This is a genomic window from Prevotella sp. 20925_1_30 (genome assembly GCF_041433025.1).
Lineage (GTDB): Bacteria > Bacteroidota > Bacteroidia > Bacteroidales > Bacteroidaceae > Prevotella > Prevotella vespertina.
Genome location: NZ_JAPWAR010000002.1, coordinates 71454 through 95987, shown reverse-complemented (window position 1 = coordinate 95987; position 24534 = coordinate 71454). Strand labels below are relative to the sequence as shown.

20 protein-coding genes and 1 tRNA gene are annotated in these 24534 nt (G+C 40.6%); 10 read left to right on the top strand and 11 right to left on the bottom strand.

All coding sequences use genetic code 11. The annotated features are described in order from the left end of the window. Positions 1 to 171: 171 nt before the first annotated feature. The 7 genes from O3603_RS01450 to O3603_RS01420 all read right to left on the bottom strand — a co-directional run bounded on the left by O3603_RS01450 (position 172) and on the right by O3603_RS01420 (position 7365). Positions 172 to 1587, bottom strand: coding sequence for a tetratricopeptide repeat protein (locus O3603_RS01450; protein ID WP_371519825.1), 1416 nt, complete (start codon positions 1585 to 1587; stop codon positions 172 to 174). A gap of 239 nt (positions 1588 to 1826) precedes the next feature. Then, positions 1827 to 2792 (bottom strand): PstS family phosphate ABC transporter substrate-binding protein, encoded by a 966-nt coding sequence (locus O3603_RS01445; RefSeq protein ID WP_371519822.1) that lies wholly within the window; start codon positions 2790 to 2792, stop codon positions 1827 to 1829. An 11-nt stretch (positions 2793 to 2803) separates the two neighbouring features. Then, positions 2804 to 3688 carry an energy transducer TonB gene (locus O3603_RS01440; RefSeq protein ID WP_009435204.1) on the bottom strand — a complete coding sequence of 295 codons (885 nt, stop codon included), beginning with the start codon at positions 3686 to 3688 and terminating at the stop codon, positions 2804 to 2806. Between the two features lie 35 nt (positions 3689 to 3723). After that, positions 3724 to 4413: a biopolymer transporter ExbD gene (locus O3603_RS01435; RefSeq protein ID WP_009435188.1), complete on the bottom strand. Its 690-nt coding sequence runs from the start codon at positions 4411 to 4413 to the stop codon at positions 3724 to 3726. Positions 4414 to 4428: 15 nt separating this feature from the next. Then, positions 4429 to 5079: a biopolymer transporter ExbD gene (locus O3603_RS01430; RefSeq protein WP_009435212.1), complete on the bottom strand. Its 651-nt coding sequence runs from the start codon at positions 5077 to 5079 to the stop codon at positions 4429 to 4431. A 30-nt stretch (positions 5080 to 5109) separates the two neighbouring features. After that, positions 5110 to 5949 carry a MotA/TolQ/ExbB proton channel family protein gene (locus O3603_RS01425; protein ID WP_288953906.1) on the bottom strand — a complete coding sequence of 280 codons (840 nt, stop codon included), beginning with the start codon at positions 5947 to 5949 and terminating at the stop codon, positions 5110 to 5112. 222 nt (positions 5950 to 6171) lie between these two features. Further along, the gene (locus O3603_RS01420; RefSeq protein WP_371519819.1) at positions 6172 to 7365 is read right to left on the bottom strand and encodes a pyridoxal phosphate-dependent aminotransferase; all 1194 of its coding nucleotides are present in this window, start codon (positions 7363 to 7365) and stop codon (positions 6172 to 6174) included. A gap of 484 nt (positions 7366 to 7849) precedes the next feature. Between O3603_RS01420 and O3603_RS01415 the strand changes: the two genes are divergently transcribed. The 4 genes from O3603_RS01415 to O3603_RS01400 are packed head-to-tail and all read left to right on the top strand — an operon-like array spanning position 7850 to position 10096. Continuing rightward, positions 7850 to 8320, top strand: a complete 471-nt coding sequence (locus tag O3603_RS01415) for an RNA polymerase sigma factor (RefSeq protein WP_371519816.1) — start codon at positions 7850 to 7852, stop codon at positions 8318 to 8320. Continuing rightward, the gene (locus tag O3603_RS01410; RefSeq protein ID WP_371519813.1) at positions 8317 to 8757 is read left to right on the top strand and encodes a hypothetical protein; all 441 of its coding nucleotides are present in this window, start codon (positions 8317 to 8319) and stop codon (positions 8755 to 8757) included. The genes O3603_RS01415 and O3603_RS01410 overlap by 4 nt, the downstream gene beginning before the upstream one ends. Before the next feature lie 23 nt (positions 8758 to 8780). Next, the gene (locus tag O3603_RS01405) at positions 8781 to 9218 is read left to right on the top strand and encodes a DUF6108 family protein (RefSeq protein WP_024985774.1); all 438 of its coding nucleotides are present in this window, start codon (positions 8781 to 8783) and stop codon (positions 9216 to 9218) included. An 11-nt stretch (positions 9219 to 9229) separates the two neighbouring features. Further along, on the top strand, positions 9230 to 10096 hold the full coding sequence (locus O3603_RS01400) for a hypothetical protein (protein WP_371519811.1): 867 nt from the start codon (positions 9230 to 9232) through the stop codon (positions 10094 to 10096). Positions 10097 to 10180: 84 nt separating this feature from the next. On the opposite strand, the gene O3603_RS01395 is transcribed toward O3603_RS01400, so the two are convergent. Further along, entirely contained in the window at positions 10181 to 11386 is a 1206-nt protein-coding gene (locus O3603_RS01395) for a bifunctional 3,4-dihydroxy-2-butanone-4-phosphate synthase/GTP cyclohydrolase II (RefSeq protein ID WP_371519808.1), read from the bottom strand. 6 nt (positions 11387 to 11392) lie between these two features. After that, positions 11393 to 13327 (bottom strand): LptF/LptG family permease, encoded by a 1935-nt coding sequence (locus O3603_RS01390; RefSeq protein WP_371519807.1) that lies wholly within the window; start codon positions 13325 to 13327, stop codon positions 11393 to 11395. A gap of 495 nt (positions 13328 to 13822) precedes the next feature. On the opposite strand from O3603_RS01390, the gene O3603_RS01385 reads away from it, so the two are divergent. Both O3603_RS01385 and O3603_RS01380 read left to right on the top strand, forming a co-directional pair. Next, positions 13823 to 13896, top strand: a tRNA-Met gene (locus O3603_RS01385). A gap of 310 nt (positions 13897 to 14206) precedes the next feature. Next, a complete protein-coding gene (locus tag O3603_RS01380) occupies positions 14207 to 16504 on the top strand; it encodes a carboxypeptidase regulatory-like domain-containing protein (protein WP_371519805.1) in 2298 nt (765 codons plus the stop codon). A gap of 114 nt (positions 16505 to 16618) precedes the next feature. Here O3603_RS01380 and O3603_RS01375 read toward each other — a convergent pair whose 3' ends face one another. Continuing rightward, entirely contained in the window at positions 16619 to 16789 is a 171-nt protein-coding gene (locus O3603_RS01375) for a DUF362 domain-containing protein (RefSeq protein WP_004383733.1), read from the bottom strand. 414 nt (positions 16790 to 17203) lie between these two features. Here O3603_RS01375 and O3603_RS01370 point away from each other — a divergent pair, with 414 nt between their 5' ends. Further along, positions 17204 to 17950 (top strand): porin family protein, encoded by a 747-nt coding sequence (locus O3603_RS01370; protein WP_371519802.1) that lies wholly within the window; start codon positions 17204 to 17206, stop codon positions 17948 to 17950. Positions 17951 to 18263: 313 nt separating this feature from the next. Beyond that, complete coding sequence (locus O3603_RS01365) at positions 18264 to 18596, top strand: hypothetical protein (protein WP_273539424.1); 333 nt, start codon at positions 18264 to 18266, stop codon at positions 18594 to 18596. Positions 18597 to 18835: 239 nt separating this feature from the next. Here the strand turns inward: O3603_RS01365 and O3603_RS01360 are convergent, their stop codons facing one another. Beyond that, complete coding sequence (locus O3603_RS01360; protein ID WP_371519799.1) at positions 18836 to 21859, bottom strand: PEP/pyruvate-binding domain-containing protein; 3024 nt, start codon at positions 21857 to 21859, stop codon at positions 18836 to 18838. Positions 21860 to 22115: 256 nt separating this feature from the next. Here O3603_RS01360 and gdhA point away from each other — a divergent pair, with 256 nt between their 5' ends. Further along, positions 22116 to 23453 (top strand): NADP-specific glutamate dehydrogenase, encoded by a 1338-nt coding sequence (gene gdhA, locus O3603_RS01355; RefSeq protein ID WP_273539420.1) that lies wholly within the window; start codon positions 22116 to 22118, stop codon positions 23451 to 23453. Positions 23454 to 23549: 96 nt separating this feature from the next. Further along, a complete protein-coding gene (locus tag O3603_RS01350) occupies positions 23550 to 24371 on the top strand; it encodes a septal ring lytic transglycosylase RlpA family protein (protein ID WP_371519796.1) in 822 nt (273 codons plus the stop codon). The last annotated feature ends 163 nt before the right edge of the window (positions 24372 to 24534 follow it).

Sequence of the window (24534 nt, the reverse complement as noted above, 5' to 3'; positions counted from 1 at the left end):
GGGGTTTTATATAAAATACTTAAACTCATGCTCTAGCACAAATAATGTATATGAAGCCTTACCCAACAAGTTGATTCACACATAAAACAGACTATTCTGAAAGAGAGTAAATCGAAAAAGGGCAATAGTCATAATGACTATCGCCCTCATAGATATTGATTGTTTCAGATATTACATACCTAAAGCTTTCTTTGCATTCTCATTGTTTGGATTAACCTTTAATACCTTCTGGAAGTACTCGTCAGCTGCTGCCTTATTGCCTTTCTTTGAGTTGTAGAAACCAAGACCATAGTAAGCACCTTCTAAATAAGCTTTACTATCTTCATCAAGATTTGGCTTAGCTTCCTCGAAAGCAGCAACTTTTTGGTAGATAGCTGCGACCTTATCAGGGTCATTCATCAGTTGGGCTACATTTGCCTGATTCAACCATACCCAGTCAGAGATTGATGGGAACTTTGTTACCATCTGCTCATATACATCAAAAGCCTTCGCTAACACAGCATTCTTCGCAGCACGATCTGTAATGCCTTCAGCCTTTGTTACATAAGTATTGGCAAGTGATGCCCAATCATTATTAGTTGCTTTCTTACTCTTTGAAAGATAATCCTGCTGTACTTCAAGAGCCTTATCATCATTGCCCTGAGCTACATAGATTGCAGCAAGAGTCTTCATTGGCTCTAGGTTATTAGCATCAAGTTCGAGAGCTTTATTAACAGCTGCAATTGCTTCATCATACTGCTTATTACCACAGAGAGCCTTCGCATACATGTCATAATCATTTGAAACCTTCTTACCCTTACCTGCAAACACAGCATTTGCGAAGTTAACTGCTTGTGGATAGTCCTTTAACTCAACTGCAGCCATCATAGCAATACGACTGAGATATTCGCTACCAGGGAACTTAGTTAGACCTTGCTTTGCTACATCCAAGGCTTTACTATAATCTTTGGTGATATAAGCAGCAAAACCATAGTTATAGAAGTTATCTTCTGACATGTTGGCAGGATTAGCCATATTATACCATTTCAAAGCCTCTGCATACTTACCATCATTAAGCATAATCTCTGCGGCGGTAGCTTCAACTGGATAATCTGGCTTTATTTTACGAAGTTCCTCCAACTTTGCAACAGCAACCTTTGCATTCACATGACGATATACCTTTGCATAACGCTCATAAGCCGTTACATTCTGTGGATCAAGGCTGATTGCAGTCTGATATTCTGCTGCTGCTGCACCTGCATTACCAACAGAATCCTTCAAAGCAGCAATATCACCACGAAGAATATAAGCCAAAGCGCCATTAAACTTCTTATTATCAATCACGCTCTGTGCTATCGCTGATGCCTGATCATAATTGTGCTGTAAAAGGTAAACATTACCCAAGGCAACCATAGCTTCCTCATTCTTTTTGAAAGTCTTCTGATACTCCTTGATGAGATCCTTAGCAGCCTTTGGATCATTAGGTGCTGCTTCAAGAGCAGCAACAATAGGCTTTAAAGCCTCGGCATAATTAAACTCCTGTGCCATTGCTGGAGATGACATAACCAACATCAAAGCTCCAGCTACCAAATATTTCTTTGTTTTCATAATTCTCTCTTTTAAATGTTTAATACGAATGAAATCTATCCTTAAGATGTATTTTTAACGATATGGTTTAAGTGAAATTGCTTATAAGAAATTAATATAACCATTTATAAGAGATGATAACATTTATACAACTAATAAAAGATAATCATCCTAACAATAACATAAAACTAATCAAACTGCAATTTTTATTATTCACCTAACTTCTAACAATCGCTTAGTTCCTATCAAAATTTAGCCATTTATTGAGTCTTAACTTCGACTTCTCTGATGTTTATCTGACCACGGTAAGGAAGCAAACCTGCTTTAAAAATAATCTTTTGACCAATAGGATTAGTCACAAAGTTTGCAAATGCCCAAGGCAAGGCCTTATGAGGATCAGCCACAATAGCATAAATTGTTCGAACAAACGGATATCTACCATCTAAAAGATAAGCCTGATAGGGTTGCCAACTATTGCCTGGCTGTGCTATGGTCGCCTTTGAGAGTCCAACCACAATTATATTCTTATTAAATGTGGTGTTGGTTGAGTCTCGATGATCATTTAACCAATTCGAACCAATAACACCTATAGCATTGGGAGTCTTATGAACATAATCAACAACAGACTTACTATTGCTTGCTGCAACAATGTTCGCACTCTTGATATTTTTTCCACCTAAAATGGAGTCGACTACATAATGTAAAGTAGCTGAAGCCTTATTGTCAAAAACAACTTCAATATTACCTTGATTATTCTTAGGATTCAACTGCTTCCAATTTGCAATCTGTCCGCTGAGAATCTTCTTCACATCATTAACCGTCATACATGAATCATTATTTGCACGATTAACAATGAAAGCAATTCCATCATATCCTATTGGAAAAACTTCTGGAATAGGACCTTTCCCTCGTAATATAGCATCTTCTCCTTTTGTCAAAGCATGTGAGGTAAAGAAGAGATTAACCTTCTGATCGAGGATCAGTTTCATACCTGTATTATCGTCTGTATATATAGGCAATAAGTGGGTTTGTGGGTAACGGAACTGATACGTCTGCAACAGCTCCTCAATAATAGGACTAAAACTTTCGTCAGAGGCGAACTTAATCGTCCCTGACGTCGGTGTATCAGTTCTGCCGTCTTTAGCTCTCTTCTGTCCACAAGAGGACAGAAGAAAACTAAGACTAAGCATCAATCCTACTATGATGTAGAATTTGGATCTTTTCATATAATTTGCTTTTACTGCAATTTGAACGTAATAGGTAGAGTGAACCAAACGTTTGCAGCTTGGCCGTTATTCATACCTGGATTCCACTTCGGCATGCTGTTTACAACACGAAGAGCTTCACGATCGAGTGATGGGTCAACGCCACGAACAACCTGAGCTTGACTAACACCACCATCACGTCCTACAACGAACTTAACGATAACACGACCTTGAATACCATTCTCTGCAGCAACTGCAGGGTACTGAAGGTGAGAGCTCAACCATGCATTAACATTACCCTTAAATGAAGGCATCTGCTCTGCCACAGTAAAGATCTTGTTTTCAACCTCTTCTTTTGGCTCTGGTTTTGGAGCCTCAACAACAGGTTTCTCAATCTTTGGCACAATCTGCTCAGGAGTAGCTACGGTTGTACGAGCTGCAGTTTCAGTACGGTTATCCGTACCTTCCTTCGTCTCAACACCGACAGCTTTGGTCTCCTTATTCATCTTGACCATAGGTGGCATCTCTTCCTTTACATCCTTATCATCCTTGATGACAGGGGCTGTAAACTTAACAGTAGCACGAGTCTCAGGAACTACCTTTTCAGGTTCAATTTTCTTTGGCTCTGGCTGTTTCTGCTGTTTCTTACGTTCAGCTTGCTCCTTCTTTGCTGCCTCAAGAGCAGCTAATTCCATCTTAGCTGCATATGCACGTTGAGCTTCTAAGTCATCATTGTGCTTCTTGATCTGGTATGCTAAGTAACCACCACCGAGGAATGCAGCAATAAGCAGAATAGCTAATGCTTTGATATTACGCTGTGAAACAGACTTACGAAGCTTATATGCACCGTATTCCTTATTCTTTTCAGCGAACACCATCTCGACCCATTTAGGATCGTATAGATCTATTTTTGCCATTGTTCTTCTTTCTTTAATTGTTTACGAATCAGTGATTAAGCCTTAATACCCTTCTTGGCTAAGAGAGCCTTGTCTTGGTCTGTCAGCTTGTCAATGACGTAAGTTCCAATGTATGAAATCTGCATTTCATCGAGGATGTCAACCAAATGACGATAAGAAGCTTTATCAGTTGGTTTGATAATAACAGTCATTGTAGATACCTTCTTGCCATTAATCATACCACCCTTTATTTGAGCAATCTCAGACTGATAAACACTATCTGGATAAGCAGCTGGGTTCGCAGCTTTCTTACGATCCAATTCTTTCACAGCAATCTCCATATCTTGATATGGGAGTGAAATAGCCTCACCTGTTGAAGGATCACCTACTTGCTTATGCTGGAGAACGTATCGGATACCCTTAGAAGTATTGCTCCAATCAGCAGCATGCAGCCAATTTGCGTTATCATACTCTGGTTTACCATTACCATAGAAAATCTTGTCCCCATCGGCAATGTAAATCGTAATAGAGTGTGACTCTTTGGCCTCATTCTTCTTGGTATCATCCTGAATCTTATCATTACTTGGCATAGTCAACTCCATAGTTGAAGGCTTGCTAAGTGAGGTACAAAGCATGAAGAAGGTTATAAGCAACATAAGCATATCCACCATAGGCGTAAAGTCTACGCGTACAGTCATCTTCTTCTGCTTACCGCCTCCGCTTTTTCCTGTTTCCATCATATCCATGTCTTAGACCTCCTTTTACTTACCAGCTGCCTGAGCAGCCTTTTTAGCGTCCAACTGTGTGATCATGTAGTAATGGCTCTCATCCATATCTTGGAGTTCGCTCATTACCTTCTTAACCGTTCCATAAGGAGAGTTTCCATCAGACTTGATAGCAAGTCTAACTTTGGGATTCACCTGGCGGGCTGCGTTAACCCACTGCTGAAATTCTGTCATCTCCTGTCCCTGGATACTATCGAGAGGGATTCCCATCTTCGGGAGCTCTTTGCTACGCTCAGCTGCAGGCTTAGAAAGATATGCAGCCAACTTATCAAGTGGAGTACCAAATGTAGACTCTGCCATGAATGTTTTCTTCATCTTAGGAGTCAAATCTGGTGCCATTTGGTCTATAATCTGACCAAGCTCATTTGTATTATCGTAGCTCATAAACACTTGGCCTTCGCCAGTTGGTGTTCCATTAGGTCCTTTTTGAGGACTAACGAGAATAGTTAGGACGCCGTTCTCTGGCACCTTCATCTCAGATACAGATCCTGGAGTATTTACCTTCACTGGCTCATTCTTAACGAATGTAGAAGTCAACATGAAGAAGGTAAGCAACAGGGTCATAACGTCTGACATAGGCGTCATATCGATCCAAACGTCGCTCTTCTTAATTTTTACTTTACCCATAGTGATAAATATTTAAAGGGTTAGCAAAAATTAAGCCTCGTCTGTGTGGTTTGCTTCGTATGTCTGAGCGATAGAATAACCAACCTCGTCGAGGGCATAAGTCAACTTATCAACCTTATTAGAGAAGAAGTTGTAAGAAACTACTGCACACCATGATGTACCAATACCGAATGCTGTATTGATCAACGCCTCAGAAATACCAGCAGAAAGAGCAGCAGAGTCAGCGCCACCACCTGCAGACAAAGCAGAGAAAGACTTGATCATACCAGTTACAGTACCGAGAAGACCAGTAAGAGTACCAAGTGTAACCATCGTTGCGAGGATAGGGAGGTTCATTGTAAGAACTGGCATCTCAAGCTGAGTTGCCTCCTCATGAGCCTGCTGAATCTTTGCAACCTTCTGTGCCTTCTTAAGATTAGCATTAGCACCTGTTTCCATGTCCTTATAAGCATTCAAAGATGCCTTAACGACGTTTGCAACAGAACCCTTCTGCTGATCGCAAAGCTGATTAGCCTTTGCAAGATCATTAGCATTAAGAGCAGCCTTAATGTTTGCTACGAACTTTGGAAGAGAACCCTTACCAAATGCTGTCTTCAAAGCCATCCAACGCTCAATAGACATAGCAAGTACTGAGAGTAAGAGAGTGTGGATTACAGGAACGACGACACCACCCTTAAAGATAGTACCCCAAACGTCTGCTGGGTTTTCACGTGCTGCTCCATCTTGGAAGTGCATTGGGTTATTGAACCATGTGTAGAACAATGTGAATGCAACGATAGCGCAAACGACGATAACCCAGAATGCACCTCTAACTCCTGTGAAGCCCTCAGATTTCTTCTTTGGGGCTGCTTTTTGTTGTGTAGTTGCCATAATTTGATGAAATTTTAATTTTTAGTTATTAATGAATTAAATTGTTAATATCTTTCTGATTTTTAATTGTTTGTGTGAGACAATGCCATTAGATACGTGTCACAGCATCATCTTATTTCCGCAAAGATAACAATTAATGAGGAACTAAAACTACGATTAATAACATTTAACAATTATAGTTATATAGTTTCTAACCTTGCTTTCTTACGATTTAATCAATTACTATTTCAGTTTCAACAAGACCTCCTTTATGCGTGAAAGAGCTTCAATGATATTGTCGTCACTGGTCGCATAACTCATACGAAAATAATCAGGCGAACCAAATGCATCACCTGCGACTGTCGCTACATGACCTTCTTCGAGAAGATACAAAGCAAAATCCGTTGAATTATTAATTACATGCTTTCCGTCAGTCTTACCAAAGTAACTTGAGCACTTAGGAAATAAATAGAAAGCCCCTTCAGGAACGTTTACCTCCAATCCTAGAACCTCCTTCGCCAGAGAAACTATTAAATCACGACGACGCTGAAAAGCCTTGCGGAAATCTTCGACACATCCTTGATCACCTTCATAAGCTGCTAGAGCAGCTATCTGACTAACACTACTTGTACCAGAAGTATACTGACCTTGCAATTTATTCAAGCCTTTGATTATCCACTCTGGAGCAGCTACCCACCCGAGTCTCCAGCCCGTCATGGCATACGCTTTGCTAACACCATTACAAATAATCGTGCGTTCCTTCATCCCTTCACAGGCGGCAATACTTGCATGACAACCTATATAATTAATGTGTTCATATATCTCATCCGAGAGAACAAAGAGGTCATTATGTTCTAAAACTATCTTTGCCAAAGCCTCCAACTCTTCCTTCGTATAAACACTACCTGTGGGGTTACTTGGGGAACAGAGTATGATGAGTTTCGTTTTCGATGTAATAGCAGCTTTCAACTGATCAGCTGTTACCTTGAAATCTTGCTCTATCCCTGCAGAAACAATGACAGGTTCTCCACCCGCCAACTTTACCATCTGTGGATAACTTACCCAATAAGGAGCAGGAATAATAACTTCATCACCAGGATTAACAAGAGCTAAGATTGTATTACAAACGCCTTGTTTTCCACCCGTACCAACAATTACTTCAGATGCAGAATAGCTGAGGTTATTTTCACGTTTGAGCTTATTTGCTATCGCCTTACGCAAAGAGAGATAACCAGGAACAAGTGAATACTTTGAAAAATTATCATCTATAGCTTTCTTACCAGCCTCTTTCACATGATCTGGAGTCATAAAATCGGGTTCACCAACGCTCATATTAATAACGTTAATACCCTGTGCCTTCATCTCACCACTTCGTTGTGACATCGCCAATGTAGCAGAAGGAGCTAACCTATTAAGTCGGTCTGATAACTGTGCCATATATATAATCTTGCCTAATGAATATCGAATACAAAATTACGCATTATTGTTCTTATAACGTAATTTTTCCATCTTTATTTCATATAATTATCGTTTTCACTATCGTTTTGATAATTATCATCAGATACTTGGGGACAATTATTATACACGTTTGTATAATTTGTTATACAAACTTGTAGAACTCTTTATACACACCTGTATAATATGACACATTAACTTTCTGATGAACTCTTCCAATTTAACTAGACAACTTTTTGTTATATTAGCAGAATAAGCAGACTGTCTTTTTGTAAGTCTACTTGAAAGCTAGACACAAGTTGAAAGCCATACTGAAAAGATAGACGTAAAGAGGAAACACACCTTATTATATATATAGCTCAAATAATTTCTTTATGCTTTACTTGTAAGAATGAGAAAAAAATTGAACCTTTGATGTCACAAAAACCTACTTATTACGTATTATAAGCAAAGACGAAAAGAAGTCATGACCATCAACGAGTACAAAGAAGAGGTGAAGCTGGTACGACCACAGATGCTCGCCATTGCCTGTAACTATCTAAAGGACAATGATGAGGCAGAAGATGCTGTGCAAGACGTACTACTGAAGCTTTGGCAACTAATTGACACGCTACATCTCCCGATGTCTCCTCTCGCTTCGGTACTGTTGAAGAACCATTGCATTGACATTCTTCGCCGACATCACTACACAACTGAAGTGAATGAAACCATTCCTAATGAGGAGGAAAAAGCCGACGAACGATACGAAAAGGTAATTGCTCTCATTGACACATTACCTACAATGCAGCAAACTATCATGCGACTGCGGCACATGGAGGGAATGGAGATTAACGATATTGCCAAACTCACGGGCAGTAAGGAGACTGCAGTAAGGAAGGCTCTAAGCCGCGCTCGCCATGCTATTAAGAATCAATTTCTAAAAACTGAATGGGAATGAACAAATACGAAGATATAAAACAACTGGTAAGTCGCTTTATGGAAGGGGAGACTTCACTTGACGAGGAAAGACGACTCTACGATTATTTTAGATACGAGAAAGTGACAGCAGAGCTACTTCCTCTGAAAGAAATGTTTTGTTCGATAAGTACACTCATGGAATCCAAACAGAAGGAAGTGCATCAGAAGAAACAAGCAACGTTTATCCTCCTTCATAGGAAACTGATAGGTATAGCTGCTTTAATAATCATTTTATTGGCAGTTGGAAGTATGGTATGGCATGCTCAACGGCAAGATTATTGCGAAGCATACATCTACGGCAAACACATCACTGATCCACAACAGGTAACAAAGGAGATTAGTGGGACACTACAGGACTTGCAACAAGAAGATGCTACCAACGTAGATGATCAGTTGCACGACATCTTTCATCAATAATAGAAACTAATAAAGTAAACGTTATGAAACAACGATTATGCTTGATATTACTGCTGATGTTTACCTCACTTTGCATTCATGCACAGCAAGGTTTGAATGTTACTCCTCTCTTTCAAGGGAAGATAGTGCCTCATGGTGATTTAATTGATGTGAGAGCAAAAGGAAGAGCTATCAGTAAGTATAAACTTGATTACTATCATAGCATTCGCTTCAAAGCTTCTGAACAGCAACGTGCAACAGTGTTCGAACTGGTTGAACGAGACCATAAGAATGCTATTGGAGCAGAACAAACTATGAAGAAGGGAACCTTCACACTCATCCTCGCCTTACCTACGCAAGGAGCGTTACACAAATACCTCTGTTATTTAACACAACAAAGAGGGCGCACACTTACCATCACATTAGTTTATATGGAAGGAAAGGTTTCAAGTATAACAGAACTTAAAAAATTAATACAATAAAATCAAAGCTTATGAAAACTATCTTACTTAGCATGTTGCTAACTTACAGCTCATCTGCTCTCGCATCCATAAGTATCAATGACACACTAACGGTAGAGGAACCACGACAGGTAAAGATTATCACAAACGATTCTCTACAACATATCGAGGTGCTGGGGAGTAAGGATAATCCCAATTACCGATACGTGAACACCATTCAATTGGTGGATAGCAACTACGTGAGCACTTCGTCAATCAATGAGAAATCATGGGATTTCTCTATTGCGGGGTTTAACAAGCCTAAGGATAGCAGCCGCACACTAGAGTTTGCTACTCGATTAGCTTTCGGTTTCAACAGTGCGCCTGGGATTCCTCATGCTGCAGATATACAACCTTTCAAGTCATGGGAGATATGGTGGATTATTGCTGACTGGGTATATAAGCCATGGCGTAGCAATCATAAATTTTCTGTAGGAGTAGGTGTTGACTGGCGCAACTATCGCATTACGGGCAACCAACGATTTGTAAAAGATAACAACGCAGTGTCACTTACCAGCTATCCCACAAATAGTAGTCCTAAGTTCTCACGCATTAAGGTCTTTAGTGTTAACTTCCCACTTACCTATGAGTATGATGGGAAATACTTTGGTTTCACTCTTGGACCAGTTATAAATCTCAACACATATAGCAGTTTGAAGACTCGTTATAACCTCAATGAACATAAGATAGAAGACGAAAACAGTGGTGTTCGCGTGAAGCCTGTGACCATTGACTTTATGTGTTCTGTCAACATTAATGGCGGTCCTGACTTCTATGTGAAGTATAGTCCATGCGACTTAATGCGTAACGGATATGGACCAAAGTTCAAAACTCTCTCATTCGGTATCTTACTTCGTTAACACCACGAACAATCTCAGACAAACAAAAAGCTTCGAAAGCTATAGGCTTCCGAAGCTTTTTTATTTCTTAGCGATTATAAAGGTTTATAGGTGCAAGTCATGCCCCATACGATCACGCTTTGTCTTTAAATAACGATAATCGAACTTATTAGGAGCTATCTCGATGGGCACGTTCTCTTCAATCTCAAGTCCGTAAGCCTCTAAACCGACACGCTTTGTGGGGTTATTCGTCATCAATCGCATCTTATGAACCCCGAGGTGGCGTAGCATCTGAGCCCCACAACCATAATCACGCTCATCTGGTCGGAAGCCAAGATGTATATTCGCCTCAACCGTATCAAGTCCTTCATCCTGCAATTTATACGCTGCTATCTTATTCATCAGACCGATACCACGCCCTTCTTGTTGCATATAGATAATAACGCCTTTACCCTCTTTCTCTATCATTTCCATCGCTTTATGGAGTTGTTCCCCACAATCACAACGCTTACTGCCAAGAATATCTCCTGTCGCACATGACGAATGAACACGAACAAGGATAGGCTCATCATCCTTCCAAGAACCCTTTATCAGTGCCATGTTTTCCAGTCCATTAGCCTGACGGAAAGGTATCAATCGAAACGAACCATATTGTGTTGGTAGTTCCACTTCATCGCCTACCTCAATACTAGACTCCTTCTTCAATCGGTAAGCAATGATATCTTTTATACTGATAATCTTCATCCCCCACTCCTTAGCACGCTTCTGGAGATCAGGCATCCGAGCCATGGTTCCATCTTCATTCATGATCTCCATCAACACACCAGCAGGGAAACAACCTGCGAGTTTACAGAGATCTACAGCAGCTTCTGTATGTCCAGAACGGCGTAAGACACCATTGTCTTGAGCATAAAGAGGGTTTATATGACCTGGACGACCAAAGGTTTGAGGAGTTGAATTAGGGTCTGCCAATGCCTTAATCGTTGCAGCACGATCATGTGCAGAAACGCCCGTTGAACAGCCTTCCAACTTGTCCACTGTCACCGTGAAAGGCGTTCCTAACATAGATGTATTATCAGATACTTGATGTGGCAAGTCCAACTCATCAGCCCTAGAAAGAGTTACTGGCACACATAAGACACCACGAGCATTCTTCAACATAAAGTTTACTTTCTCTGGTGTTATCATCTCCGCCGCCATGATAAGATCACCTTCATTCTCACGATCTTCATCATCTACGACTATAACAAACTTTCCTTCACGGAAATCTTTTAGTGCATCTTCGATGCTATCAAGCTTAAACTCTTCCATATCTTGTTACTGATTATTATTGTTTTCTAATCTCAATCTCCCTCCACCATGCGCTTCAATCTCTGCTATAACCTCGTTGTTACAAGCTGTGATTGTACGCAAATCACGATAAAGACGGAGCCTAAAACGCCACATTCTTATATATAGGAATATACCCACTGGAAGGATAAATACCGAGGCTATATTCATCCATCTACGATCAAACGGACGTGTATGTGCTTTTACAGCAAGGATTGGATACTTATTTAAAGAGGATAGAATAACTCTGTTTCGAGTGTTTCCTAATTCTTCAATAATGCTCTCCAATTCTACATTTATATTCTCGATGTTATGATCGGCATGGTAACGGAAGAACACTTTAACCACATTTGGCAGTGCTTTCAGATTTCTTGATTGAGCGTAATCAGCAATCTTACCATTCATGACCTTCAATCGTTCCGCTATATTTAAGTAGTCTGGATCATGAATAATAACCTCTTTGCTTGCGATACTACGCTTGATACGCAAACCAAGCATACGCCTCAAAACATTCCTATAAGCGTCAGCATTGAATACTGCCGAATCATTATTTGCCTTATAAGTAAAGAATGCCGCCATCGGAACTAACACTGCCATGGATAGTCCACGACCAAACCATATAGCCCAATCACCCTGTCGAGACATACGGTAACCCGTGTTATCAAGGATGTAATAAACAATGAATACCAACACACTCACTATAATAGGTATACCCAAGCCACCCTTTCGGATGATGGCTCCCAATGGTGCGCCGATGAAGAAGAAGACGATACAAATAAGCGAAAGTGTGAACTTATTGATAAATTCAATATCGTGTTGACGTATCATCTTATCACCATCACTGGTGATCATACCCTTGAAGTCGAGGTCACTCACCTCCTGTTGAACAGTCGACAAAGCCTGATCTACGACCATACGTCGTTGGTCTGCAGGGAGCTTCTTAAACAATGAGTCAATATCGAACTTCTTGTTATCTGCCATCTTAATAGCCTGCTTCTTTTCTGCAGAAGATAGCTTAGGAGCAGGGTAATAAAGCGATTGTGCATCTTTGTAATAAGCCTGTCCTACACTATCATAAACATGCACTAACGAGTCCTTGTCATGGCTTATCTTTTCCAGACTCTTTGTACGTGCATCACTCGAGATACCCGCTACATCCGTCAGATTAAAGTCTCCGTTAAAGTCCAATACAATATGTTTATGAGCGAAAGTCTCCCTTCGGTAAGGAACACTTGCACTATTCCCCATCTCTTGCGAACGCATGTTCTCAAACCATTCCCCACTCCATAAGTTCAAGACGAGGTGCTTCTTTTCAGCCGTAGACTGCAACATTCCAGAGTCAGCAAGGATGATTGCTTGATCCTCATAACTATCTGTCATGCGGTACACCATTATATTATATAGGTGTCCACTCTTCATATCTTTCCGCTCAACATATAGGTTTGTTTGTGGAATACCACCATAGAAAACACCCTCAGGAATCTCTAATTCTGGACTTTTATGTCGCATAGAAATAAGCAGTTGAGCCATATTCTTTTGTGCCATAGGAGCCACATTGTTCTGGAAATAGAATGAGGCTCCAGCAATGATAACGCTTATAACAATCAGTCCACGGAATGATTGAATCAACGAAATACCAGCCGATTTGATCGCAGTAAGCTCTGAACTCTCACCAAGGTTACCATATGCTATCAGCGAAGAAAGGAGGATTGCAAGTGGAAGTGCCTGTGGAACCATCATCAAGCTCATATACCAGAAGAATTGTCCGAGCACCTCCATTGACAATCCCTTACCAATCAAATCATCCACATAACGCCACAAGAACTGCATCATCAGCACGAACAAACTGATAAAGAATGTTCCTGCGAAGAGCATACCAAACTGCTTGGCAATGAAGATATCTAACTTTTTAATACGAAACATGAGATGTTCTTAAGAATGTCTACACGCATTCATTTTACTTGCAAAAGTACATAAAAATATCATAGTAAAGGTCTTTTTTAGTATTTTTATTCTTTTCTCGAAGTCTTAATAACGCCAACTAAAAATGGGTATGCAACTCATCTACATTGCTATCAGTTACTAACAGCAATTTAAAAGAGGCTCTCCTTACAAGAGGGAAACGCCCTTTTCACATCAAACTAGGCGTTTCTTCAAATGGAGAAGGGGCTTACTTCAAATATAAAGATGATACAACCTCTTCCCCTGTCTACACTTCTCTCGTAGTATTCAAATAGGGTGAATCATCATTCCCACATATTTTCTCCACTCCGATTAACTTCTATCTGCTATTCTCTTAACCCTTATCAGCTATCGAACAAAAACCTTATAATCATGATAAAAAAGTCGAATAACATTTGTGAGTATCATTTTTTTTCTATACCTTTGCACCGCTTTAAAGAAATAAAGCGCATGGATGGCGGGATAGCTCAGCTGGTTAGAGCGTCGGATTCATAATCCGGAGGTCGTGGGTTCGGGTCCCACCCCCGCTACAAAGATGGGAGTTACAGATTGTTCTGTAACTCTTTTTTTGTTTACGTAAGTATGAGTATGAGCGTAACAGGGGGTTAGATTGTATCGAATTCACCTCTTGGATAGTGCAACCCATTGAATACCAAGCAACAACAAAAACATCAATAATCATGTAAAAAAATATGAGAAAATCCTTTGTAATACCATAGTTTTTTTTACCTTTGCCCCCATCTACGACTCTCAAAGAATAGTAGCAAAAGACTAGCATGCCCTTAACTAGAATCTAATCAGAGTCACGATTCATCTAATAACCTATAAGATATAATTAAAATGAAAAGGTTTATTCTGTTCATTGCAGCACTAAGTTTTTACGTTAACTTACATGCAAAAGTTGTCATAACAGGGCAAGTTACTGACGAAACAACATCCCCTATCATTGGTGCCGTAGTCAAGTTGGTCAATGAAACAACGTCAATTACACAGACAGTAACCAACAATGAGGGTTCATTTAACTTTACCATGGAGGAGAGCGATGGGCACAAAGAACTCATCATAACCTATATGGGATATGCTGATTATCGTGTATCTCTGGAGAACACACAAAGGAATACCGACCTTGGAAAGATTCAACTGACTCCTTCCACACAAGAGTTAAAGGGCGTAGAAGTGATTGGGAAGCGTGAAATACAGAAGATTGACCGGCGTATTATTACCCCTTCAAAACTTCAGCTAAAGGCTTCTACTAACGGAGTTATGCTCATACAGAACATGCAATTAGCTGGTATTCGGGTCAACACCATCGATAATACCATCAAGACGACGACTGGAGATGCAGTTCAATTACGCATTAATGGTGTCACAGCAAAGATAGAAGAGGTTAAAGCCCTACGCCCTCAAGACATTGTAAAGGTAGAATACCACGATATGCCCGGACTACGTTTTAATGGTGCAGCAGCCGTCCTCGACTTCATTGTGAAGTATAAGAATGAGGGTGGAACTATCAATGGTGACCTCACCGATGGACTATCGATGTTAGGCTATGGAGAGAACCTTTTGTCTGCCAACTATCACAAAGGTAGATCCGAGATAAAGTCTTCTTTCTATTGGAACAGGCGTGATTTGAAGTGGAAAAGAGAGAACTACGAGGAGTACCACTACCCTCATCAGACCATAGAGAATAGAGAGATTGGTGAGCCAACAAAGGTTAAGTTTGATAATATGAGCTTCTCTCTGTGGTACAACTATTCGTTTAAGAAAAGCAGTATTAGTGCTATCTTCCGTGATTACTACAATAAAGAATCTAACTCAATGGAGGATAGAATCAGTACGCTTTATCGTGGTACTGATGCCTACCACATCACCGACTTTAGGCATGGACACGATAACACACCCTCGTTAGATTTGTATTTTCAAACTGAGCTTGCCCATAACCAGCACTTGTACTTCGACCTAATTGGCACTTACATCAATAGCCATAGCCAGCGTACATACACCTTATCATCAACCACACAACCTACTCAGACGATTGCTTCCATTACTGATGGTAACAAGTACTCCATAATAGGTGAGGGCATTTATGAGCGCATGTTCAAGGATAGCAAACTGTCATTTGGGTTGAAGCATACGCAGATGTACACTAATAACACGTATGATGGAAACATCCAAAGTCAGGTAAATATGAATACAGCGGAGACCTACGCTTACACTGAATGGATGTCAAAACTGGGCAAGCTAACCTATACCCTCGGTTTGGGAGGGATGCGTATTTACAACTATCAGCACGATAAGAAGTTATCGAAATTCATCCTTCGTCCAAAGCTCTCCCTCGCTTATCAACCTTGTAGTAACGTAACTTTAAAATATCAAGGATACGTTTCGGCTTATGCTCCTTCACTCTCCGACATGAGCAATGTGTCACAGGATATCGATGTATATCAGCTTAGGAAGGGTAATCCTAACCTAAAGTCTGTAACCTTCGTATCGAATGAGTTGACCTTAAACTGGGGCACAAAATGGTGCGATTTATCGTTATTCGGAAGGTATAGTTACGATTCTCACCCTATCATGGAAGAGACTTATATTGACAACGGAAAGTTTGTTAGGGCAATAGATAACCAAAAGAACTTCCACAGACTACATACCCAAATGGACATAAGATTGCATCCCTTTGGTGATTGGTTCTCGTTACAACTTACTCCATTCTTCAATCGGTACATCAGTAACGGGCATACTTACGCACATACACTCTCGAACTGGGGACTGAATGGAAATCTACTTGTAATGTACAAACAATGGGTATTCACAGCCGAAGTACAGACCAGATACAATGAATTATGGGGTGAAACTCTTACCAAAGGAGAAGCGAATCACTCCATATCAGTAGGTTATAACAAAGACAAATGGGCGTTAAATCTTATCATGGTATTACCTTTCTCTAAACAATACTCAAATGAGACGGATAACTTGTCACGCCTCGCTCCTAATCGTCAACTGGCTTTCTCAAAGAGTTTTAGACGAATACTTCTGCTTAACTTCACATTCAATTTGAATTATGGAAAAGGCAAATCAAGCATCAATAAACGTATTTCCAACTCTGATAATGATTCTGGTATCATGCATGGAAGATAAAACAAACACCTTTCGAATCGCTCCTCTCTTATGAGAGGAGCCATCATCAATACAACAAAAAAGGCGAGCCTCGAAAGGTTCGCCTTATGAATTTAATCAGTAACAGTCGTGTCCTTACTCTGGAAGACTAATTGCCTCGTTAGGACAAACTGATGCACAAGTACCACACTCAGTGCATGCGTCTGCGTCAATCTTATAGATATCGCCCTCAGAGATAGCCTCTACTGGACACTCATCAATACATGTACCACATGCGATACAATCGTTGCCAATTACGTAAGCCATAATATAATGTCTTTAATGTTAATAATGTTTTTGTACTATAAATAGGCTTCTATACCTACTTCTGATGGTGCAAAGGTAACAAGAAAATCGTTAATACCTAAAGATTATGAGATAAATTACAAATATTTAGACGGCATAAAAATAGAAAAAGGGGGCTTTTCAACAAGCCTTTTCATAGAACAATTACACCTATTACAGCTTATTATATCTAACATAAAACACAGCATACTAACATCTTACATCACATCCAAACAATCTCTCACATTGCCCTCTTCCATCTCTCTCAACCAATGTCTCAAGCGATAAAGATTGCATTGTAATATTTTACCAACAAAGTATTAGAACACAGAATACCTACAAGTAAGTAGGTACACAGACAATAAAAAGGAGGTAAAACACGTTTAAGAAGACAAGATGAAGAGAATTATATTATCATTAACTCTGCTTGTCATTGTCCTAGCAAGCGGTGCCCAGGAACGGAAAGTACAGAACCGTCCCTATACAGACTTGCGTAATTTCCACTTCGGTGTACTTGTTGGTACACACTTGCAAGATATTGAATTGAATAATGTTGGACCTCAAATGATCGACTTAGAGGATGGTGCTGGACCTGTGGAAAAGACTGTCTCCGCTGATCAAGACCGATGGGATGCAGGCTTCACTGTCGGTGTCTTGGGTGAACTACGCCTCAACCAAACCCTCCAACTACGCATTGCTCCTGCCATGTACTTCGGTACTCGGCACCTTACCTTCCGCAATCTTACAGACTTAAACAGCCTCGGCGAGCCTACAGAACAGGTGCAGGAGTTGAAGACCGCATACGTTTCTTGTGCCTTCGACCTCATCGCTGCGGCTCCAAGATTCAATAACCATCGCCCTTATGTCATGTTAGGTCTTAACCCAATGATGAATCTCTCGGGTAAAGACAACGACTATCTGAAACTTAAAAAGAGTGATTTCTTCCTCGAGGTAGGTCTCGGCTGTGATTTTTATCTACCTTACTTTAAGTTAAGACCAGAGCTAAAATTCATGTATAGTCTCACTAACAGCCTTGATAAAAACCATTCCAAGAACCTTAGAGACAAGCACATGCTCATGTACACCAACGCTGTCAACGAGTCACGAACTAAGATGATAGCCCTCACATTCTACTTTGAATAACCTTTCGCAATCTTCTTTTACACCCCTATTATCCGTTCAGAGGATTAGTAAAAAAGCCCGATTACAGATAAAGAAAGCCTTTTAAAATCTATGTAAATTTGGAGTTCAACTTCAAAATTACATAGATTTCGCTTTAAAAACACCCTTTTCTCTTGTCTTATCAGTATATTTTATGTAATTTTGAAGTCGTACTTCAAGATTACATAAAACGATCAATTACAAGCATATAGCAAACATTTTCCGATAGAAAAGAGGTATATTTCGAGAAAAAGAGTATATTTGCAATATTATTAACAGCAAACTATAACAGAGCATGAAACAATCTTTTATCTTTATCGCAGCCCTTCTCTTCAGTCTAAACATCAGTGCGCAGAAGGCGGAGAAGCAAGATTCTCTCAACATACCAGTCATTCTAGTGGATGGAGTAGAGGTCAGTAACATGGACAATATAGCTAAAGATGACATCCAAAGTGTCACCGTCATCAAGACTCCAAGCGTCACGAAGCTGTTTGCACCACGCTTGGGTGGAGTGCTATGTATCACCACTAAGTCTAAAAAATACCTCAAAGAGATTATCAAGAAATACGAAGAAGACAAGGAAAAAGCCGCTAAGAAGAAAGAAGAAGGTAAGATTTATATAAGGTAAAGACGATTAATTCTTGTTGAAATAATGCCACAAAGAAGGGACAGATAACCTCATCTGTCCCTATAATTATATACCTGTTCAAATAGAACTAACTAACATGTGATATTAAAGAGACGCTCTCTTCACAACAAAGGAAGCCTCTCTTGAGGTTGAAGAGAGGCTCTCCTTAATACAAGGAAACGCCCTCTTTAAATGGAGAAGAGCATTATCTATCTAGCTTCCGTTAGGCACTCCTCCCCTTAGGGGAGGCTGGGTGGGGTTTCAGGAAGCATCACCACACCCTCTTGTCGTTTACCATCCATCATTATCTTAAGCGGTTTTTGGAAACGAACATGGCGTACCCATTGCGTTTCCTCAACAGCAGGAAGAGCATCAAGAACGCTCCGTTGATAGAAACCATCAGCCTTATAAGGATTGATAGTGAAATAACCTACACCAAAGGAAGTAAGGTTTTGGAAGAAATGAGTGCCTTGGCTCGGGTCAACACGATAATGTTCTAATCCCTCTTCAACGATGATTCGAGCTGCAGAAATGTGTGACCATTTGACAGGAATACCCAACCATGGATCACTAGAACCCCATCGGCCGGGACCGATAAGGATGTAGTTAAGGTGCTGATCAAGGAACTTTTGGTTGATTCTTTCTATTTCTGTTGCAATGATAGGATTATCTTTTGCTGTGAAAGAGCTATCTGTTTTGACATAAACTACATCCATCACATCATCCGATATACCATGTCCAAGGGAATTATTACTGCGTAAGAGACACTGTTCATCAGGTATAGAAGAGAGGTTCTCATCTAGTCGTTGCTTTGAATCAACAATCGGTCTAATCTGAAGAAGATACAATTCTCCTGTCTTATCAGCATTTAGATTGACAGCAAACTCTATCTCCACAGGACGTCGCATAGCGTCAGCACCATAGCGCATAGCCATCTGTAGTAATTCTGGTAATGGGAAAACTCCCTGTTGAAGAACGCCACAGCAGGATATAATCTTTCGACCTTCATAAAGTCCATCATAGATTGTTTCGTCATCAACAGAATAAGTAGAAGCAATGTAAAGGAGGCTTCCGTCAGCCTCAGCATCCTTGAGATTGAGTTTGAGGATATTAAATCCATCATCCACTTTAAAGTCTTCCCCCACATGCTGCATATCGAGTGCATAGAATTGAGTTTGGGTCTCTCGGAGGGCTAACTTCAGTTCACTTAGTTGTAACACATGCTGTGGATGATACGGACAAACACGTAGAGTTTGACCGCCATCAACGATATATTTACCTAATCCTAGTGCCAAAGACACGATTCCTTCTTCGGTTTTCTCCTCCCCTATTGGATAATAATTTAAGGAACGAAGAACGCCTGAAAGATTAGGATAGAATCGATTATCATATTTCTTACCGACCACTTGCTGCAAAATAACTGCCATCTTCTCTTGGTCGATAACATTACTTGTTGCGGTCATATAGGCTTTAGAGTCTCGATAATAAACAGAGGCATATACCGCCTTAATAGCGCATGCCAACATACGTAACATTTCGTATTTATCCTCTAGATAAGGTATCATATAAGTGGAATAAATACCTGCAAATGGCTGGTAATGGCTATCTTCTAGCAGGGAACTGGACCGAACGGCAATAGGCGAACGAGTAGCTTCGAAGAAGGCAAAGAAGTCGCCTATAAACTCATCAGGGAGCTGTGCCTCAAGGAAAGCATGGAGTATTTCATCATCGGTGGCATCGCTTAGTGCAATTTGATAAAGGTTGTTTCTCTCCATGAAACTATCGAAGACATCCGTACAGAGAACGACAGTCTTAGGGATTTGAACCTTTGCATTTGAATATTGATTGAAGTCTGGATGCCGCTTGATAACATTATCCAAGAAGGCTAAACCACGCCCCTTGCCTCCTAACGAGCCATCGCCAATACGTGCAAAGTGGGCATATTGATCGAATTTATGCCTATCGAAAAGGGCGACAACACCTTCATTTCTCATGCGACGATAGGCTACTATGGCATCAAAGATAATCTGTCTGTGTGCATCAACATCTTGTAACTTATGCCAAGTGATGTCTTTTAAGAAGGAGGAAACGGGGAATATGGCACGAGCAGACAGCCAACGACTCACATGATTGCGTGAGATATGATAGAGCATGGAGTCTTTTGGTATCTTAAAGATATTGTCTTGTAAGTCTTTTAGGTTTCTAATGCGCATGACCTCAGCACGTGTTTCAGGATTACGAAAGATGAAGTCACCAAAACCCATGTGCTCTTCAAGAAGATGACGGAGGTCAACACTCATCTTCTTAGAGTTCTTATCAACAAAACGGAAGCCTTCATTCTCTGCTTTCTCACGGTTATCACTCTCAGAACTCTCTATGATTAAAGGTAGATACTCATCCTCTTGATGAATAGCACGGAGCAACTTTAAACCAGCCTCAGGGTCTTTGACAGAATGAATTGGTTGTCCCGTGGTAGATTGTATGCCCTCTTCTCCATCACTAAGAGGGAATCGCATATCGGAAATAACACCTAAGCAATTATCCTTATAACGCTGATAAACATCCCAGGCTTCCTTATAATTGCGGGCAAGAACAACCTTCGGGCGACCACGTTGACGCAAGGAAGCATCGTGCCGAGTCAACGCCTCGGTAGCAAAGTTTTGACTTTGTGTAAGGATATAACTATATAAGTTAGGTAGAATAGACGAATAGAAACGGATGGAATCTTCGACAAGTAAAATCATCTGAACGCCGACTTCACGAATATCATGCTCTATGTTCATCTTGTCTTCCATTAACTTAATGATGGAAAGAATTAGGTTTGTATTACCTAACCAACAGAACACATAATCAAAGATACTTAAATCTTCATGTTCTATTCGCTTCGTTATGCCATGAGAGAAAGGCGTGAGAACAACGCAATGGATGTCTGAAAACTCTGCTTTCACAGCTCTTGCCACATCGAAAGCATCGTTATCTGCATTGCCAGGCATACATATTACAAGGTCAATATCTACTGTATTCAATACTCGAGAAGCCTCTTCAATGGTCGAAACTTGCGTAAATGTTGGTGGATAACGCAATCCTAACTCCATATACTCATTATAGATCTTCTCTTCAACACGCCCATCATCCTCTAACATAAACGCATCGTAGGGGTTAGCAACAATCAAAACGTTGTAGATACGACGCATCATTAGATTGACAAAGCTTACATCTTTTAGGTAAAAGTTGCTCCATTGAACTGGTACTTGCTCCTTCATCGACTTGAAACTTAATTTTCTACAAAAATACAAAATAAACACAATCCACCCTATCTTTTGGTTATTTAAATGATATATTTTTTATTACTTTGCACATTCAACGTGCCTTTGACCTCGCAACAGAGGTATCAAAAAGAAAGGAGAGAACAAAAGTTTTTCGATTTTCATTTGGTTATTTGATAGAATATGGATATATTTGCTGCACCATTCTAACCGAATGACACTAACTAACATAAACAAATAAAGTCAGTTTACTATGGAAGTCGAAAAAATCATGCAAGCGCTGGAGCAGAAGCATCCAGGTGAGTCTGAGTATTTACAGGCAGTTCGTGAAGTTCTTGTCTCAGTACAAGATGTCTACAATCAGCACCCAGAGTTTGAGCGTGCTAGCATCATCGAGCGTATCGTTGAGCCTGAACGTATCATCACATTCCGTGTGCCTTGGGTAGATGATCAGGGCAAGGTGCAAGTGAACATCGGTTATCGTGTTCAATTTAATGGTGCTATTGGACCTTATAAAGGAGGTTTACGTTTCCACGCATCAGTAAATCTTAGTATCTTAAAGTTCCTCGGTTTCGAGCAAACATTTAAGAATGCACTCACAACATTACCTATGGGTGGTGGCAAGGGTGGCTCTGATTTCTCTCCACGTGGTAAGAGCGATGCTGAGATTATGCGCTTCTGTCAATCTTTCATGAATGAGTTATATCGTCATATTGGACCTGATGAGGATGTACCAGCAGGTGATATAGGCGTTGGTGGACGTGAGATTGGTTATCTCTTTGGGCAGTATCGTAAGTTAACCCACCAATTCCAAGGTATGCTCACAGGTAAGGGCAGAGAATGGGGTGGCTCTATCCTCCGTCCAGAAGCAACTGGTTATGGCGCTCTCTACTTCGTTCATCAGATGATGGAGACACACGGACTTGATATAAAGGGTAAGACCGTTGCTCTCTCTGGATTTGGTAATGTGGCTTGGGGTGCCGCTAAGAAGGCAACAGAACTCGGTGCAAAAGTCATCACATTGAGTGGTCCTGATGGATACATTTACGATCCAGACGGCATTAGCGGTGATAAGATTGAATACATGTTAGACCTTCGCAATAGTGGTAACGATGTTTGCGAACCATACGCAGAGAAGTATCCTGGAGCACAGTTCTTCAAGGGGCGTAAGCCATGGGAGCAGAAGGCTGATATCTACTTGCCATGTGCTACACAGAACGAATTGAATGGTGAAGACGCTGATAAGATTTTAGCTTATAAGCCATTGTGTGTTGCTGAGGTTTCAAATATGGGCTGTACCGCTGAGGCTGCTGATAAATTCACCGAGGCTAAACAACTCTTTGCTCCTGGCAAGGCTGTTAATGCTGGTGGTGTTGCTACATCAGGTCTCGAGATGTCACAGAACTCTCTCCGTCTCTCTTGGAGTCCGGAAGAGGTTGATCAGAAGCTCCACTACATCATGAGCTCTATCCATGAGCAGTGTGTGAAGTATGGTAAGCAAGCTGATGGTCACATTGACTATATTAAGGGCGCAAATATTGCAGGCTTTATGAAAGTAGCGAAAGCTATGCTTGCACAAGGTGTCGTATAAATAAAACCAGTCATTCCTCCCCCTCTATTCCAATCTTTATAGATGAGAGGGGGATACAAACTACTAAGAGGAGGCTGGTTTATTAATTGATTATTTATGAATACATTCAGACTTCTCTTGGTAGTTTTTTTATCACTACTAAGTAGTATTAAATTGGCAGCACAATCTTCGCTGCCAGATGGCAAAGCATCTTATTATAGTAACGGACTACACGGTCGTAAGATGAGTAATGGTGAGCGCTATGATAAGAATGCCTTTACTTGTGCACACCGAACCTTACCTTTTGGAACAAGATTAAAGGTTACAAACCCAAGAAATGGTAGGTCTGTAATTGTAAGAGTTACTGACCGCGGTCCTTTCGTGCGTGGTAGAATTGTAGATTTATCCTATGCAGCTGCTCGTGAACTAGGCACCTTGGCTAGTGGAGTTGCTTATGTAAAAGTAGAAGTGGTACCAAAAGACACAGAGATCCCATTCATGAAAGAGTCAAAGGGTATCGAGATGCCTGAGGTGGAATATGGAACTGCAGGTGTATGTTACGAGTTTATACCAGAATGGGAAAAGCAAGAAGAAGATAAGCCAAAGGAGATTGAACGCAAAGTGGATACGCGAATGGATCGTAAACACATCACACAACAGGTGAAAAACGAAAAAGCGCAGAATGCAGAAGCACGTAAGAACGTCCAAACTTCAACGAATCGTTCTTCGGCACAAGAAGCAAAGCCAAAGGGAGGGAATCCTACCGCTCGCACGACACAATCATCAAATAATCAGCAGCAGGGCATACAGCAGAGGAAAGCAAATACACAACAAAATAAGCAGAACACACAAAACCAGAATGCAAAGAATGGTTCTAGTAGTAGCTGGACGAACTTCTTTAAACGAATCAAAGATGGTGTAACAGGCTTATTTGAGTAAGTCGTAGACTTTCTAAGGCATAAGGGAGAATATTCTGTCAAGCAGATGAATAAGGGGGATATATCCCCGCAAATAACGGATATAGATGTTAATTGCCTATCCCCTTCTAATTCACATTGCTAGAAGAAATCATCTTATTGTTACTTCCTTATCAGTTCATCGC

Coding starts and splice junctions, on each gene's coding strand:
- O3603_RS01350 (WP_371519796.1), top strand. CDS start 23,550: ATGAATACATTCAGACTTCTCTTGGTAGTTTTTTTATCACTACTAAGT.
- O3603_RS01375 (WP_004383733.1), bottom strand. CDS start 16,789: ATGGCTTACGTAATTGGCAACGATTGTATCGCATGTGGTACATGTATT.
- O3603_RS01415 (WP_371519816.1), top strand. CDS start 7,850: ATGACCATCAACGAGTACAAAGAAGAGGTGAAGCTGGTACGACCACAG.
- O3603_RS01430 (WP_009435212.1), bottom strand. CDS start 5,079: ATGGGTAAAGTAAAAATTAAGAAGAGCGACGTTTGGATCGATATGACG.
- O3603_RS01380 (WP_371519805.1), top strand. CDS start 14,207: ATGAAAAGGTTTATTCTGTTCATTGCAGCACTAAGTTTTTACGTTAAC.
- O3603_RS01360 (WP_371519799.1), bottom strand. CDS start 21,859: ATGAAGGAGCAAGTACCAGTTCAATGGAGCAACTTTTACCTAAAAGAT.
- O3603_RS01400 (WP_371519811.1), top strand. CDS start 9,230: ATGAAAACTATCTTACTTAGCATGTTGCTAACTTACAGCTCATCTGCT.
- O3603_RS01390 (WP_371519807.1), bottom strand. CDS start 13,327: ATGTTTCGTATTAAAAAGTTAGATATCTTCATTGCCAAGCAGTTTGGT.
- O3603_RS01425 (WP_288953906.1), bottom strand. CDS start 5,949: ATGGCAACTACACAACAAAAAGCAGCCCCAAAGAAGAAATCTGAGGGC.
- O3603_RS01420 (WP_371519819.1), bottom strand. CDS start 7,365: ATGGCACAGTTATCAGACCGACTTAATAGGTTAGCTCCTTCTGCTACA.
- O3603_RS01405 (WP_024985774.1), top strand. CDS start 8,781: ATGAAACAACGATTATGCTTGATATTACTGCTGATGTTTACCTCACTT.
- O3603_RS01450 (WP_371519825.1), bottom strand. CDS start 1,587: ATGAAAACAAAGAAATATTTGGTAGCTGGAGCTTTGATGTTGGTTATG.
- gdhA (WP_273539420.1), top strand. CDS start 22,116: ATGGAAGTCGAAAAAATCATGCAAGCGCTGGAGCAGAAGCATCCAGGT.
- O3603_RS01395 (WP_371519808.1), bottom strand. CDS start 11,386: ATGGAAGAGTTTAAGCTTGATAGCATCGAAGATGCACTAAAAGATTTC.
- O3603_RS01435 (WP_009435188.1), bottom strand. CDS start 4,413: ATGGATATGATGGAAACAGGAAAAAGCGGAGGCGGTAAGCAGAAGAAG.
- O3603_RS01365 (WP_273539424.1), top strand. CDS start 18,264: ATGAAACAATCTTTTATCTTTATCGCAGCCCTTCTCTTCAGTCTAAAC.
- O3603_RS01370 (WP_371519802.1), top strand. CDS start 17,204: ATGAAGAGAATTATATTATCATTAACTCTGCTTGTCATTGTCCTAGCA.
- O3603_RS01440 (WP_009435204.1), bottom strand. CDS start 3,688: ATGGCAAAAATAGATCTATACGATCCTAAATGGGTCGAGATGGTGTTC.
- O3603_RS01410 (WP_371519813.1), top strand. CDS start 8,317: ATGAACAAATACGAAGATATAAAACAACTGGTAAGTCGCTTTATGGAA.
- O3603_RS01445 (WP_371519822.1), bottom strand. CDS start 2,792: ATGAAAAGATCCAAATTCTACATCATAGTAGGATTGATGCTTAGTCTT.